The sequence below is a fragment of the Cupriavidus pauculus genome (assembly GCF_008693385.1).
GTDB classification, from domain to species: Bacteria; Pseudomonadota; Gammaproteobacteria; order Burkholderiales; family Burkholderiaceae; genus Cupriavidus; species Cupriavidus pauculus_D.
In genome coordinates this window covers 2,766,789-2,780,338 of sequence record NZ_CP044065.1, presented here as the reverse complement: position 1 = coordinate 2,780,338, position 13,550 = coordinate 2,766,789, and the positions used below count along the sequence as shown (strand labels likewise).

The following is a 13,550-nucleotide window of genomic DNA, read 5'->3' as shown; positions in this document are numbered from 1 at the left end:
GGTGTTGGATTCGCGGCTGACGGGGCTGGGCCTCGCCCGCGGTGCCGGGTGGCAGCCGTCACCCGGGCGCCAGGCCGCGTGCGAGCAACGCGCCGACATGGCGCACGAGCGTCTCGGTATCGATCGCATCCGCCCCCGGCAGGCCGCGCCAGATATGCGTGGTCGCGAGCGGCAGCAGCGTGAGCCCGATCAGCGAGACCATCACCAGCGGTGGCTCGAGTCCCGGATTGAGGTCGCCCCGCTCGCGCGCGGCCGCCAGCAGGCCGGTGACGAGCGCGCCGCGCCGCAGCGCGATCCGCTGCACCACGCGCTCGCGCAACTGGCCCTCGGCGCCGACGATCTCGCGGATCCACAGCCCCGGCAGCCACGGCGTGGCCGATGCCACGCGAATCAGCTGCGCGGCGAGCCCGGTCATCATCGCGACGATGTCCGGCGCGGGCGCTCCGGGTTCGGCCACGGGCGGCATGTTCGGAAACACCTGCTCGACGAGCGGCTGCAGCCGTTCATCGACGACCGCATCGAGCAGCTGGTCGCGGTCGCGGAAGTAATAGTGGACGAGCGCGGGCGTCACGCCGGCCTCGGCCGCGATGGCCTTGATCGGGGTGCCAGCCACGCCATGCCGCGAGAACAGCAGGGTGGCCGCATCGAGCAGCCGTTCGCGCGGACTGCCACCCGCGTCGCCGTCACCGGCGGCGGCGGCGGTCGGGCGGCCGGGACCGCGCGTGCCGGGGCGGGCAGGTCTGGATCTGGTTGGCATCGTGCATTCCTGAAATCTCAGACCATATTAATTTTCGAGTTAATTAATTCCAAGGGTCGTTACAATGTCGGCGGAACGGCATGTGCAAACGTTGAGGAGACGTTCGATGGACATGTCACATACGCTTGGCTATGCTGGCCCGGCCTTGCTGCGTGGGAACCCATGCATGTGACCCAACCAATCTCCGCACGACGCGCCCCACGCAGGACGCGACGGCATTTCCAGCTTGCTCATGTTTCTGAATCGCATCGCCGCCGCTGCCGCGCTGGTGCTGGCGGCCCACGGCGTCTGCGCGCAGGAGGCGCCAGCCGTCCCGCCCGATGCCGCTACCGTTGCAGCCACCGTTGCCGCTACCGAGAGCCCGTTCGCGTTCCACGGGCAGGCCACCTATATCTGGCAGCGCAAGCCAGCGTTCAATGCCGCCTACTCGGGCGAGAACAGCCTGACCGACGCGCGCGCCAAGAGCTATTCGTTCACGAGCACGCTCGACCTCGGCCTGCGGCTGTGGCAGGGCGCGGAGTTCCACTTCAACCCGGAAGTGGCGCAGGGCGTGCCGTTCTCGAATCTGCACGGCCTCGGCGGCCTGTCGAACGGCGAGCTGGCCAAGACGGCCAGCACGAGCCCGAAGTTCTATCGCGCGCGCGCGTTCGTGCGCCAGACCTGGGGCTTCGGCGGGGGCGAGGAAACGCTCGAGGAAGACTTCAACCAGTTTGCGCGGACCGTGGACAAGCAGCGCCTCGTGCTGACGGCCGGCAATTTCGGCGTGATCGACGTGTTCGACCAGAACCCGTACGGCTCGGACCCGCGCACGCAGTTCATGAACTGGTCGTTTCTCGCGCACGGCTCGTTCGACTATCCGGCCGACTCGCGCGGCTACGACTGGGGCTTTGCGCTCGAGTACGTCGGCGACGGCTGGTCCGCGCGCTATGGCCGCTTTCTGCTGCCGCTCGAGTCCAATGGCCGCGAACTCGATACGCGGATGTTCGACCATTACGGCGACGTGCTCGAACTCGAGAAGCGCTACAGCATCGCCGGGCGCCCCGGGCAGGCGCGCCTGCTGCTATGGCGCAACAAGGCGCGCATGGGATCGTTCACGGACGCGCTGGCCTATGGGCAGGCCAACAACGTGACGCCCGACGTCGGCGACGTGCGGCGCGAGCATGCGAAGGTGGGCGTGGGCGTCGCCTTCCTCCAGGAGGTCAACGACTCGCTGGGCGTGTTCCTGCGCGCGAACTGGTCGGACGACAAGACGGAAACCTACGCGTTCACCGAGATCGGCCGGCAGGTCGCGTTCGGCGGCACGCTCAAGGGCAATGCGTGGGGACGGGGGAAGGACGAGGTGGGTGTGGCATTCGCGGCCAACATGCTGGGGCCGCATCATCGCGCGTACCTGGCCGCGGGCGGGCTCGGCGCGTTCCTTGGCGATGGCGCGCTGCGCTACGGATCGGAGCAGGTGCTCGAGGTCTACTACAGCTTTGCGGTGTGGAAAACGCTGACGCTGTCGCCGGACTTCCAGTACATCCGCAACCCCGGCTACAACCGGGATCGCGGTCCGGCAAAGTTTTACGGCATCCGCGCGCACGCGGAGTTCTGAACGAACGCCGGCCTTACTGCCGTGAATTGCGGCGGTTATCGGGCCACGGCGTGTTGAAGTTCGTGCGGAACGGGTTGATGTCGAGCCCGCCGCGGCGCGTGTAGCGCGCATACACGGCCAGCTTCACCGGCTTGCACTGGCGCTGGATGTCCGTGAAGATCCGCTCGACACACTGCTCGTGGAACTCGTTGTGGTTGCGGAACGAGATCAGGTACTTGAGCAGCCCTTCCTGATCGATCGGCGCGCCCACGTAGCGAATCTGCACGCTGCCCCAGTCGGGCTGCCCGGTCACGAGGCAGTTGGACTTCAGCAGATGCGAGACCAGCGATTCCTCGACCGGCGATTCGTCCTGCGCCGCCGACAGCAGCGTCGGATCGGGTTCATAGACATCGGTCTCGATATCGAGGCGGTCCAGCAGCAGGCCCTCGAGCTCGCCCATCTTCTGCTTGCCGAGGTCGGACTCGGTCACCAGCCGCACCTGCACCGTGCCGCCCGTCGCTTCCGACAGATCGTGGTGAAGCAGTTGCTGGACGGCTTCCGGCGACGCGATCTTGCTCTGGTTGAACGAATTCAGATAGAGCTTGAACGACTTCGACTCGACGATGTTCGGCGTGTCCGACGGAATGATGAAGCTGGCCAGCGCGACCTGGGGCTTGCCCTTGAGGTTGAGCCACGACAGTTCGTATGCATTCCAGATATCGACGCCGAAGAATGGGAGCGACCGCCCCTCGGCGAGGCCGATCTCGGTGCGCTTGGGCTGCCGCGAAATCGGGAACAGCAGCGTCGGGTCGTACTCGGTCTTGTAGGCCGAGGGCTTGCCGAGCGGCGAATGTTCCGGGGTTTGTTCCGGCGATCGATGGTTGGGCGTGTCGCTCATGGTCAGTCGGCGCGGGGCCGCGAGAGGAACAGCTTGTAGACGGGGTTCTCGGTCTCATCCCAGTGTACGTAACCGAGCGTGGAAAGAAAGTCGCGGAAAGCGCGCTTGTCGTTCTTCGGCACCTGGATGCCCACGAGGATGTTCGACGTGTCGCCGCCCTGGTTCCGGTAGTGGAACAGGCTGATATTCCAGTTCGGGCTCATGCTCGAGAGGAACTTCATCAGCGCGCCCGGACGCTCGGGGAATTCGAAGCGGTACAGCAGTTCGTTGTCCGCTTCCGGCGAGTGGCCGCCGACCATATAGCGGATATGCTGCTTGGCCAGTTCGTCGTTCGACAGGTCCAGCGTATCGAACCCGTGGCGGCGGAAGTTGGCCGCCATCTTGTCGCTCTCCGCGCGGCTGGCGATCTGCACCCCCACGAAGATATGCGCGGCCTTGCGATCGGCGATACGGTAGTTGAACTCGGTCACGCTGCGCGTGCCCACGATCTCGCAGAAGCGGCGAAAGCTGCCACGCTCTTCGGGAATCGTCACCGCGAACACCGCCTCGCGCGCCTCGCCCACCTCGGCGCGTTCGGCCACGAAGCGCAGGCGGTCGAAGTTCATGTTGGCGCCGCAGGCCACGGCCACCAGGTGCTGGCCCTTGAGCTTCTCGCGCGCGGCATAGGCCTTGAGGCCCGCCACGGCCAGCGCGCCGGCCGGCTCGAGGATCGAGCGCGTGTCCTGGAATACGTCCTTGAGGCCCGCGCAGATCGCGTCCGTATCGACGAGGATGATCTCGTCCACGAGTTCGCGCGTGATGCGGAAGGTCTCCTTGCCCACGAGCTTCACCGCGGTGCCGTCCGAGAACAGGCCCACTTCCTTCAGTTCCACGCGCTTGCCCGCATCGACGGAACGCTTCATCGCATCCGAATCCAGCGTCTGCACGCCGATGATCTTGATCTCCGGCCGCACGGCCTTGACGTAGGCCGCCACGCCCGAGATCAGGCCGCCGCCGCCGATGGCCACGAAGATCGCGTGGATCGGGCCCGGGTGCTGGCGCAGGATCTCCATCGCGATGGTGCCCTGGCCCGCGATGACGTCCGGATCGTCGAACGGATGGATAAACGTGAGCTTGTGCTTCTTCTCGAGTTCGGCCGCGTGGTTGTAGGCGTCGCTGTACGACTCGCCGTGCAGCACGATCTGCACCCACTCGCCGCCGCGCTCGCGCACCGCGTCGATCTTGACCTGCGGCGTGGTGGTCGGCATCGCGATGATGGCCTTGCACTGCAGGCGGGCCGCGGACATGGCCACGCCCTGCGCATGGTTGCCGGCCGAGGCCGCAATCACGCCGCGCCTGAGTTCCTCGGGGGCAAGGGACGCCATCTTGTTGTAGGCGCCCCGAATCTTGAACGAGAAGACCGGCTGGGTGTCCTCGCGCTTGAACCAGACCGCGTTGCCGGTGCGGGCGGAGAGGTCGTGCGCGTAGGTCAGTTCGGTTTCCTGGGCCACGTCGTACACCTTGGCGGTCAGGATCTTCTTGAGGTAATCAGGTTTGGCGGGCTTGGCGGACGGGCGGGTCATGTTGGGCAGGCAGCTTGGGGCACGTGGCACTGCAAAAAAAAGCCGGAAAAATCGGCGGAAACCGCCAATGATAATGGATGGCGCCCATTCGCTGCCTCCCGATCTCCGGACGGCAGGCGCGACGGGGGTGGTGTGGGCGTCACCGGTCGGCCGTGGGGGTGGCTTGTAGGACAGCGCCCGGTGGCGGCTCGTCACATCCCCGTGCTACGGTAATACGCGATGTCTCCGCTACCTCTGATCGCACCCGATACCGCGCTGTTTCTGGACTTCGACGGCACGCTTGCCGACCTCGCCCCACGCCCCGAACTGGTGCGCGTGGAGCCCGAACTGGTCGACACGCTGACGACGCTGCATCGATGGCTGGATGGCGCGCTTGCCATTATCTCGGGCCGGCCCGTCGCCGAGCTCGACCATTTCCTGCAGCCATTGCGACTGCCCGCCGCGGGCGTGCACGGTGCCGAGTTCCGCAATATCGGCGAGCACCTGATTACACCGCCTTCGCCCGATATCAGCCTGCTGATGCCGCAGCTCGAGGCCCTCGTGCGCAGGCACCCCGGGCTCCGGCTCGAGGACAAGACCATCGCCGTGGCCATCCACTACCGGCAGGCGCCGGAGCTGGAGCCGCTGGTGCGCGCCGCCGTGTCCGACGTGCTGCGCGACGCCACGGGCCTGGAGGCGCTGCCGGGCAAGATGGTCGTCGAGATCAAGCCCGCCGGCGTGGACAAGGGCGGCGCGATCGCGTCGTTCATGCGCATGCCGCCGTTCGCGGGACGCCGCCCGGTCTTCGCCGGCGACGACGTCACCGACGAGGCGGGATTCTCCGTCGTCGGCGAACTCGGCGGCACCGGTGTGCTCGTGGGCCAGCGCGCGAGCGCGGCCAGCGTGAGTCTGCCGGCCCCCTCCGCATTGCGCGACTGGCTGCATCGCTCGGCGCAGGCCGCGCGCGAAACCGTCACCCGTTCCACCACTTCACACCGACTCTAAGGGAGGATTCGCTGTGAGCCATTCCCATACCCCGTCGGGCGGACCTGCCCATGTCCCCGCCGACGCCACCACGATGCTCGAACCCGCCGCCGACACCGGCACGGCGAAGACCGCCGCGGATGCGGCGGCCAGCGCCGCCATCACCGCGAGCATTGCCTCCGAATCGGCGGTGAACGTCGATCGCGACTGCTCGAGCCGCGTCGCCGATGCCTCGCTTTCGCTCGGCATGATCGGCAATTGCGCGTTCTCGGCCCTTATCGACGGGCGCGGCCGCGTCGTGTGGATGTGCCTGCCTCGCTTCGACGGCGATCCCGTTTTCAACGCGCTGCTGGACCCAAGCGAGAACGGCGGGCATTTCTCGATCGAGATCGAGGACTTCCAGGAAGCGACGCAATGGTATGAACCGAACACGGCCATCCTGCGCACGCGGCTGATGGACAAGCACGGCAACTGCCTCGAGATTACCGATTTCGCGCCACGCTTCTTCCGGCTCGGGCGCTATTTCCGTCCCATCACGCTCGTGCGCCGCATCCGGCCGGTCCGCGGCGCGCCGCGCGTGCGCGTGAACGTGGCCCCGCGCTTCCAGTGGGGCCGCATCAAGCCCGAGATCACGCGCGGCAGCAGCCACGTGCGCTATATCGGCGACGGCACCACGCTGCGCATGACCACCGACGCGCCGCTTGCGTACGTGATGTCGAACACGCCGTTCCTCGTCACGCGCGGGTACAACTTCATCCTCGGCCCCGACGAGACGCTCGCGGGCGGCGTGGAAGAGACGGCGCGCGACTTCGAGCAGGAGACCACCTCTTACTGGCGCCTGTGGACGCGCCGGCTGGCGGTGCCGCGCGAATGGCAGGACGCGGTGATCCGCGCGGCCATCACGCTCAAGCTGTCGCTTTACGAGGAGACCGGCGCGATCGTCGCGGCCATGACGACGAGCATTCCCGAGGCGCCCGGCAGCGGCCGCAACTGGGACTACCGCTACTGCTGGCTGCGCGATGCGTTCTTCGTGGTGCGCGCGCTCAACAGCCTGTCCGAAGTGGGCACGATGGAGGACTACCTGCGGTGGCTCTCCAACGTGGTCATGCAATCGCAGGACGGCCATATCCAGCCGCTGTACGGGATCGGGCTCGAACGCGAATTGCCCGAAAGCATTCTCGACCATCTGTGCGGCTATCGGGGCATGGGCCCGGTGCGCGTGGGCAACCAGGCGCAGGAGCACTTCCAGCACGATGTGTACGGCAACGTGGTGCTCGGCGCCGCGCAGGCCTTCCACGATCACCGGTTGCTCCATCGCGGCGGCCTTGCCGAATTCCAGCGGCTGGAGGACGTCGGCGAGCAGGCCGTGCGCGTGTTCGGCACGCCCGACGCGGGCATGTGGGAGTTGCGCACGCGCGCGCGTGTCCATACGTCTTCCGCGCTGATGAGCTGGGCCGCGTGCGACCGCCTTGCGAAGATCGCGCTCAAGCTCGAGCAGCCGGCGCGCGCCGCGTACTGGGGCGACCATGCCGATCGCATGAAGACGCAGATCCTCGCCGAGTCATGGTCCGAGTCGCGCCAGGCGTTCGCCGAAAGCTTCGGCGGCAAGGAGCTCGACGCGAGCGTGCTGCTGATGGCCGAGGTCAATTTCATCGACCCGAAGGATCCGCGTTTCGTCTCGACGGTCAAGGCGCTGGAGACGTCGCTGTGCGACGGCCCCTATATGCGCCGCTACGAAGCGCCCGACGATTTCGGCAAGCCCGAGACCGCGTTCAATATCTGCACGTTCTGGCGCATCGATGCGCTGGCGCGCATCGGCCGCCGCGAGGAAGCGCGCGAGATCTTCGAAGCGATGCTTGCCGCGCGCAATCCGCTCGGGCTGCTCTCCGAAGACACGCATCCGGTCACGGGCGAGATGTGGGGCAATTTCCCGCAGACGTATTCGATGGTGGGGTTGATCAACGGCGCCATGCGGTTGTCCGCGCCATGGGACAGTGTGATCTGACGCCGCGGTGCACGAGCGCTCCACGCGGCGATCCAAACAACAAATAGCCAAAGCAAACAGCCAATGGGAAGACTTGTAGCGGTATCCAACCGGGTCGCCGATCCGCGTAACCACGCGGCGGGCGGTCTTGCCGTCGCGCTCTCCGAAGCGCTCTCGAAGACAGGCGGACTGTGGTTCGGCTGGAGCGGCAAGGCCGTCGAGGCGAACCAGGGCGGCACGCCGGGCGAGGGCGAACTCCATTTGCAACAGGCCGGCAACGTGACGCTGGCCACGGTGGACCTGAGCCGCGAGGACTATGACGCGTACTACCTCGGGTACAGCAATGGCGTGCTCTGGCCCGTGTTCCACTACCGGCTCGATCTCGCGGACTTCGACCCGGCGGGCAATCTCAACAGCTACCGCCGCGTGAACCAGCTGTTCGCGCGCAAGCTCGCGCCGCTGCTGAAGCCGGACGATGTCATCTGGATTCACGACTATCACCTGATTCCGCTCGCGGCGGAGCTGCGCGCGATCGGCTGTGGCCAGCGGATCGGATTCTTCCTGCATATCCCGCTGCCGCCGCCGCTGATCCTCGCCGCGATTCCGCAGCACGAGTGGCTGATGCGCGCGATGTTCGCCTACGACCTGATCGGCTTCCAGAGCCAGGCCGACGTCGACCACTTTGCCCGCTACGCGCAGGACGAGGCCGGCGCCGAGCCGATGGGCGAGTACCGGTTCCGCGCGTTCCATCGGACCGTGCGCGCGCAGGCGTTCCCGATCGGCATCGATGTCGACGAGTTCATCGAGCTTGGCAAGGGCGACGATTCGCGCGAGACGTACGAGATGATGCGCGGCCAGTATGCGCGGCGCCGGCTGTTGCTCGGCATCGACCGGCTCGACTACTCCAAGGGCCTGCCGCAGCGCCTCAAGGCATTCCAGACGCTGCTGGCCGAGTATCCGGAGAACCGGTCCAGCGCGACGCTGATCCAGATCGCGGCACCGTCGCGCGAGTCGGTCGATGCGTATGCGGACCTCCGGCGCGATATGGAAGGCATTACGGGCGCGATCAACAGCGAGTACGGCGAACTCGACTGGATGCCGGTGCGGTATATCCATCGGTCCACCGCGCGCAAGCGATTGCCGGGGCTTTGCCGCGCGAGCAGCGTGGCGCTCGTGACGCCGCTGCGCGACGGCATGAACCTTGTGGCGAAGGAGTTTATCGCCGCGCAGGACCCCGACGATCCCGGCGTGCTGGTGCTGTCGCGGTTCGCGGGGGCGGCCGAGCAACTGAAGGAAGCGCTGCTGGTGAACCCGTACGACACGCGCGCCACGGCGCAGGCGATTCAGCAGGCCTTGCACATGCCGCTGACGGAACGCCGCACGCGGCACCAGCGGCTGCTCGAACGCATCCGGGAGCAGGATGTGCACTGGTGGAGCAGCGAGTTTCTGCGCGCGCTGGCGGAGACGGAAAACGTTTGAGCGAGGGGGGGCGGTGGTTAGGTGGGTGGCGTGCGCAGGTCGCCCGGGACATCGATATCCCGAAACGCCCCATCGTCCTCGGTGAGAATGCGCGTGACGGGCTGCGACTTCAGCAGCGCCCGCGCGCCTTCGTCGCCGTCGAGCTTCAGCAATTCCTCACGCCACGCCGCGCCGAATCCAACGGGGTGCCCACGCTGACCGTCGCGCCACGGCGCGGCGATCGTCGTGGGCGTCGTGATCGTCAGCGCCACCGCGCGCACGAGTTCGATCGACACCCACGGCATATCGGCGAGCGCCACCACCCATCCGCGCGCATCGGGACTCGCGGCCACCGCGTCGCGTAACGCCGCACCCATTCCGGCCTCGGCCGCCGCGCTTTCGACCACGCGGCAACCCGCATGCCGCAGCTGTGCCGCAAGCTCGTCGTGCCCGGGCCGCACGACCGCAATCGTCGCAGGCAGCGCCACCGCGAGTGTGCGCGCGCTGCGCCACGCGACGGTGCGCCCGTCGGGCAGCGTTTGCAGCAGCTTGTTGCGCAGGCCGGCGGGGTCGAAACGGCGTCCGAAGCCCGCCGCCAGCAGCACGCCGGTCGGCAGGTCGGTGGTGGTCAGCGGCGCCGGGATCATGCGCTAGCCCAGACCGTCACGATGCCGCGGAAGCCACGGACGCCGCGGCAGCCGCCGTCCGATCTTCCGGCAGGATCGGACAGGCTGCCTCGCCCGCGGCGATCTCGCGCGCGGCCTTGGCGCCTTCCACTTGCAGAATGTCCGGCAGCGACACGTGATTCTTCGCGGCGATCACCTCGGCCAGGATGGAGATCGCGATCTCGGGCGGCGTGCGGCTGCCGATATAGATGCCAACGGGCCCATGCAGCCGCGCCAGCTCGGCCTCGGTGACGTCGAACTCCTTGAGCCGCTCGCGCCGCGCCTGATTGTTGCGGCGCGAGCCCAGCGCGCCCACATAGAACGCGGGGGTGTGCAGCGCTTCCATCAGCGCGAGGTCGTCGAGCTTCGGGTCGTGCGTCAGCGCGATGACCGCGCAGCGTTCGTCGAGGCGCATGGCCAGCACCGTGTCGTCGGGCATCGTGCGGACCATCGACACGCCGGGAATGTCCCACGTCTCCGTGTATTCCTCGCGCGGATCGCACACCGTGACCTGAAAGCCCAGCCCCACCGCGATCTGGCACAGATACTTCGAGAGCTGTCCGGCACCGATCACGAGCATGCGGTAACGCGGCCCATGAATCGTCAGCAGCCTGTCGCCGTCGAAGGCCAGGCCGTCGGTCACCTCGGCATGCCCGAGCGTCGCGCGGCCCGTTGCCATATCCAGATGGCGCGAGACGAGCCGCCCGGATTCCACCGCCGCCAGCAACTCCTCGATGCCGCTCGCGGCCGACAGCGGTTCGGTCACGAGCTCGATCGTGCCGCCGCACGGCAGCCCGAAGCGATGCGCTTCCTCGGCGCTGATGCCGTACTTGACGGACTCGGGCCTGTCGCTGCGAATACCTTCGCGCCGCACGCGATCGATGATGTCGTCCTCGATGCAGCCGCCCGAGACCGAGCCCACCACGAGGCCATCGTCGCGCACCGCGAGCATCGCGCCTTCGGGCCGCGGCGACGAGCCCCACGTCCGCACCACCGTCACGAGCAGCACGCGATGGCCTTCCGCCTGCCATCGCACGCTGCTCTTCAGGGCTTCGAGATCCACGCTGTCCATGATCGTTTCTGCTTTCCTTCTTCCTGTTGCACTGCGTCGTTGTCCTGCTCCGCTTCGCCCGGCCCGGTCACCACCTCGGTAAAGCGGACGAAGAAAGTATCGGCCATCTTGCGCGCGGCTGCATCGACGAGCCGCGAGCCGATCTGGGCGATCTTGCCGCCGACCTGCGCCTGCACCGCATAGGTGAGCAGTGTCGCGTCGCCATCCGGTGCGAGCGAAACCCGCGCCACGCCCTTGCCGAAGCCGGCCGCGCCGCCCTGGCCGTCGAACGCGATGGTATAGCTTTCCGGTGCCTGAATATCCTGTAGCGCCATACGGCCTTTGAAACGTGCTTTCACAGGCCCCACCGCGGCGGTCAGCGCCAGCTGCCAGGTATTCTCGCCATCGGGCTCGATGCTCTCACATCCGGGAATACATTGCCTGAGCAGCTCAGGATCGTTCAGCGCCGCCCAGGCGATGTCGCGCGGCACGGGCAGGCGCTGGGTCTGGTTCATTTCCATGGTGGTCCCTTGTGGTGACGAGCAACGATTCGAGTTGCAGCAGGCTGTCGAGATTGTGCGCGGCGCGCAACGTGTCCACATGCGGCAGGATGGCCTGCATGCCGCGCGCCTGTGGCGTGAACCCCGCGTAGCGCAGCAGCGGATTGAGCCAGACGATGCGGTGCGCAAAGCGCGCAAGCCGTCCCATTTCGGCATCGAGCAGGTCGATGTCCTCGAGGTCGATACCGTCCGTCACGAGCAGCACGGTCGCGCGGCCCGACAGCGTGCGGCGCGCCCAATGCCGGTTGAATTCAGCCAGCGCGCCGCCGATGCGCGTGCCGCCGGCCCAGTCGCGCACCTGCCCCGCGATGAGGTTCACCGCTTCGTCGGGGTCGCGCTCGCGTAGCGCGCGGGTCACGTTGGTGAGGCGCGTGCCAAACAGGAATACATGCATGCGCTCGCGCGACTGCATGAGCGCGTGGCAGAAATAGAGCACCGCGCGCGAATACTGGCTCATCGAGCCCGAGATATCGAGCAGCAGCACGATGGGCACCTTGCGCTCGGCATGCTGGCGGTACTTCCAGCGCAGCCACTCGCCGTGCTGCCGTACGGCCAGCCGGGCGCTGGCGCGCAGGTCCGCATGCGTGCCGTGCGCAGCGGCGCGCAACCGCCGGGTGCGGTGCAGGCCCAGATGCGCGCGCCGCGTATGGATCAGATGCTGGAGGGCCCGCCATTCTTCGGCATCGAGCGTGTCGAAGTCGCGCTCGCCCAGCCGTTCGTGCGCGGAGAAGGTGAGGGCGACCGCAATGCGCTCCTCCGAAACCGATGGCGGCGCGGCGGGCGCGGGCGGCGTCCGTGCCGCGAGCGCATCCGCGAGCCGGTTGCTGCGCGGCGGCGGCGGTGCCCCCGCGTCGATGCGGGGCAGCAGCAGCGCGCGCAGCTTGCCCTCCCAGTCGGGGTCGCGCCAGAACAGGTCGAACGCCGCATCGAACAGCGGACGCTGGTCGGGGCCGGACAGCGTCAACGCCGCGAGCGCCGCGCGGACTTCGTCGCGCTGGCCGATATCGATATGGCGCAGCGCCTCGAGCGCGTCCACCGCGTGCGCGGGCGAGAGCCCGAACCCCGCGTCGCGCAGCAGGCGCATGAAGTGCGTGACGTTGCGGGCGAGCATGGGCAGCGCGATGCCGTCCGCGTGCGCGGGCGGCGTCAGTCCATCGTCGATCCCATCGCTGGTGCTCATGGCGACGGCTGCGACAACAGCTCGGCGACGGTCGGACCGTCGGCCCGCGCGAGATCGTCCTGATACTTGAGCAGCACGCCGAGCGTGTCGCGCACGGACTGCGGATCGAGCTCGGTCACGCCGAGTGCCGCAAGCGCGCGGCACCAGTCGATGGCCTCGGCGATGCCCGGCGCCTTGAACAGGTCGATGCCGCGCAGCCGATGCACGAAATCGATGGCCTGCCGCTGCAGCGCGGCAGCCGCCTCGGGCGCGCGCGCGGCCACGATTTCCAGCTCGCGCTGCCGGTCCGGATAGCCCATCCACTGGTACAGGCAGCGCCGCTTGAGCGCATCGTGGACCTCGCGCGTGCGGTTGGACGTGGCGATGATGAGCGGCGGCCGCTCGGCGCGCACGGTGCCGATCTCGGGAATCGACACCTGATAGTCGGCCAGCACTTCGAGCAGAAAGGCCTCGAACGGTTCGTCGGCGCGGTCGATCTCGTCGATGAGCAGCACGCGCGGCACGCCCGGTGCGGCCGCATCGGGCAGCAGCGATTCGAGCAGCGGACGCTTGAGCAGGAAATCGTCGTGATAGAGCGATTGCTGCGCGGGCCGCTCGCCACGCGCTTCCGCAAGCCGCAGCGCCATGATCTGGCGCGGATAGTCCCACTCGTAGAGCGCGCTCGCCACGTCGAGCCCTTCATAGCACTGCAGGCGCAGCAGCCGCGTGCCGAGCGCGTCCGCCATCGCCTGCGCGAGCGCGGTCTTGCCGACGCCGGGTTCCCCTTCGAGGAACAGCGGCCGCTGCATGCGCAGCGCGAGGTAGACCACCGTGGCGGTCTCGCGGTCGGCAAAGTACCGCTGTCGCGCGAGCAGCGCGACCGTGTCGTCGATGGAAGCGGGCAGCATGAGCGGTCGGCA

At 67.7% G+C, this 13,550-nt stretch carries 12 protein-coding genes; 4 read left to right on the top strand and 8 right to left on the bottom strand.

Annotation, left to right across the window (positions count from 1 at the left end):
* Nucleotides 1–58 precede the first annotated feature (58 nt).
* On the bottom strand, nucleotides 59–757 hold the full coding sequence (locus FOB72_RS12740; RefSeq protein WP_150372847.1) for a TetR/AcrR family transcriptional regulator: 699 nt from the start codon (nucleotides 755–757) through the stop codon (nucleotides 59–61).
* A 232-nt stretch (nucleotides 758–989) separates the two neighbouring features.
* On the opposite strand from FOB72_RS12740, the gene FOB72_RS12735 reads away from it, so the two are divergent.
* Nucleotides 990–2,351 (top strand): carbohydrate porin, encoded by a 1,362-nt coding sequence (locus FOB72_RS12735; RefSeq protein ID WP_150372846.1) that lies wholly within the window; start codon nucleotides 990–992, stop codon nucleotides 2,349–2,351.
* 13 nt (nucleotides 2,352–2,364) lie between these two features.
* On the opposite strand, the gene queF is transcribed toward FOB72_RS12735, so the two are convergent.
* Together queF and ilvA are read right to left on the bottom strand one after the other, a co-directional pair.
* Entirely contained in the window at nucleotides 2,365–3,228 is an 864-nt protein-coding gene (gene queF / locus FOB72_RS12730) for an NADPH-dependent 7-cyano-7-deazaguanine reductase QueF (protein ID WP_150372845.1), read from the bottom strand.
* A gap of 2 nt (nucleotides 3,229–3,230) precedes the next feature.
* Nucleotides 3,231–4,790, bottom strand: coding sequence for a threonine ammonia-lyase, biosynthetic (gene ilvA / locus FOB72_RS12725; protein WP_150372844.1), 1,560 nt, complete (start codon nucleotides 4,788–4,790; stop codon nucleotides 3,231–3,233).
* 219 nt (nucleotides 4,791–5,009) lie between these two features.
* Between ilvA and otsB the strand changes: the two genes are divergently transcribed.
* The 3 genes from otsB to otsA all read left to right on the top strand — a co-directional run bounded on the left by otsB (nucleotide 5,010) and on the right by otsA (nucleotide 9,216).
* Nucleotides 5,010–5,774 (top strand): trehalose-phosphatase, encoded by a 765-nt coding sequence (gene otsB / locus FOB72_RS12720; protein WP_150372843.1) that lies wholly within the window; start codon nucleotides 5,010–5,012, stop codon nucleotides 5,772–5,774.
* A 226-nt stretch (nucleotides 5,775–6,000) separates the two neighbouring features.
* Nucleotides 6,001–7,758: a glycoside hydrolase family 15 protein gene (locus FOB72_RS12715; RefSeq protein ID WP_150373891.1), complete on the top strand. Its 1,758-nt coding sequence runs from the start codon at nucleotides 6,001–6,003 to the stop codon at nucleotides 7,756–7,758.
* Nucleotides 7,759–7,821: 63 nt separating this feature from the next.
* Nucleotides 7,822–9,216 carry an alpha,alpha-trehalose-phosphate synthase (UDP-forming) gene (gene otsA, locus FOB72_RS12710; protein WP_150372842.1) on the top strand — a complete coding sequence of 465 codons (1,395 nt, stop codon included), beginning with the start codon at nucleotides 7,822–7,824 and terminating at the stop codon, nucleotides 9,214–9,216.
* A 17-nt stretch (nucleotides 9,217–9,233) separates the two neighbouring features.
* On the opposite strand, the gene FOB72_RS12705 is transcribed toward otsA, so the two are convergent.
* Genes FOB72_RS12705 through FOB72_RS12685 form a run of 5 tightly spaced genes read right to left on the bottom strand, consistent with a single transcriptional unit; the run spans nucleotide 9,234 to nucleotide 13,538 of the window.
* A complete protein-coding gene (locus FOB72_RS12705) occupies nucleotides 9,234–9,842 on the bottom strand; it encodes an NTP transferase domain-containing protein (protein ID WP_150372841.1) in 609 nt (202 codons plus the stop codon).
* Between the two features lie 16 nt (nucleotides 9,843–9,858).
* Nucleotides 9,859–10,932, bottom strand: coding sequence for an XdhC family protein (locus FOB72_RS12700; protein ID WP_150372840.1), 1,074 nt, complete (start codon nucleotides 10,930–10,932; stop codon nucleotides 9,859–9,861).
* Nucleotides 10,905–11,432, bottom strand: a complete 528-nt coding sequence (locus tag FOB72_RS12695) for a CoxG family protein (protein WP_150372839.1) — start codon at nucleotides 11,430–11,432, stop codon at nucleotides 10,905–10,907. The genes FOB72_RS12700 and FOB72_RS12695 overlap by 28 nt, the downstream gene beginning before the upstream one ends.
* Nucleotides 11,362–12,651: a vWA domain-containing protein gene (locus FOB72_RS12690; protein WP_150372838.1), complete on the bottom strand. Its 1,290-nt coding sequence runs from the start codon at nucleotides 12,649–12,651 to the stop codon at nucleotides 11,362–11,364. Before FOB72_RS12690 ends, FOB72_RS12695 begins: the two co-directional genes overlap by 71 nt.
* Complete coding sequence (locus FOB72_RS12685) at nucleotides 12,648–13,538, bottom strand: AAA family ATPase (protein ID WP_150372837.1); 891 nt, start codon at nucleotides 13,536–13,538, stop codon at nucleotides 12,648–12,650. The genes FOB72_RS12690 and FOB72_RS12685 overlap by 4 nt, the downstream gene beginning before the upstream one ends.
* Nucleotides 13,539–13,550: the final 12 nt, after the last annotated feature.

What these genes read in the sequence shown, in the direction of transcription:
- FOB72_RS12740 (WP_150372847.1), bottom strand. Translation starts at nt 757, where the DNA reads ATGCCAACCAGATCCAGACCTGCCCGCCCCGGCACGCGCGGTCCCGGC.
- FOB72_RS12735 (WP_150372846.1), top strand. Translation starts at nt 990, where the DNA reads ATGTTTCTGAATCGCATCGCCGCCGCTGCCGCGCTGGTGCTGGCGGCC.
- queF (WP_150372845.1), bottom strand. Translation starts at nt 3,228, where the DNA reads ATGAGCGACACGCCCAACCATCGATCGCCGGAACAAACCCCGGAACAT.
- ilvA (WP_150372844.1), bottom strand. Translation starts at nt 4,790, where the DNA reads ATGACCCGCCCGTCCGCCAAGCCCGCCAAACCTGATTACCTCAAGAAG.
- otsB (WP_150372843.1), top strand. Translation starts at nt 5,010, where the DNA reads ATGTCTCCGCTACCTCTGATCGCACCCGATACCGCGCTGTTTCTGGAC.
- FOB72_RS12715 (WP_150373891.1), top strand. Translation starts at nt 6,001, where the DNA reads ATGATCGGCAATTGCGCGTTCTCGGCCCTTATCGACGGGCGCGGCCGC.
- otsA (WP_150372842.1), top strand. Translation starts at nt 7,822, where the DNA reads ATGGGAAGACTTGTAGCGGTATCCAACCGGGTCGCCGATCCGCGTAAC.
- FOB72_RS12705 (WP_150372841.1), bottom strand. Translation starts at nt 9,842, where the DNA reads ATGATCCCGGCGCCGCTGACCACCACCGACCTGCCGACCGGCGTGCTG.
- FOB72_RS12700 (WP_150372840.1), bottom strand. Translation starts at nt 10,932, where the DNA reads ATGGACAGCGTGGATCTCGAAGCCCTGAAGAGCAGCGTGCGATGGCAG.
- FOB72_RS12695 (WP_150372839.1), bottom strand. Translation starts at nt 11,432, where the DNA reads ATGGAAATGAACCAGACCCAGCGCCTGCCCGTGCCGCGCGACATCGCC.
- FOB72_RS12690 (WP_150372838.1), bottom strand. Translation starts at nt 12,651, where the DNA reads ATGAGCACCAGCGATGGGATCGACGATGGACTGACGCCGCCCGCGCAC.
- FOB72_RS12685 (WP_150372837.1), bottom strand. Translation starts at nt 13,538, where the DNA reads ATGCTGCCCGCTTCCATCGACGACACGGTCGCGCTGCTCGCGCGACAG.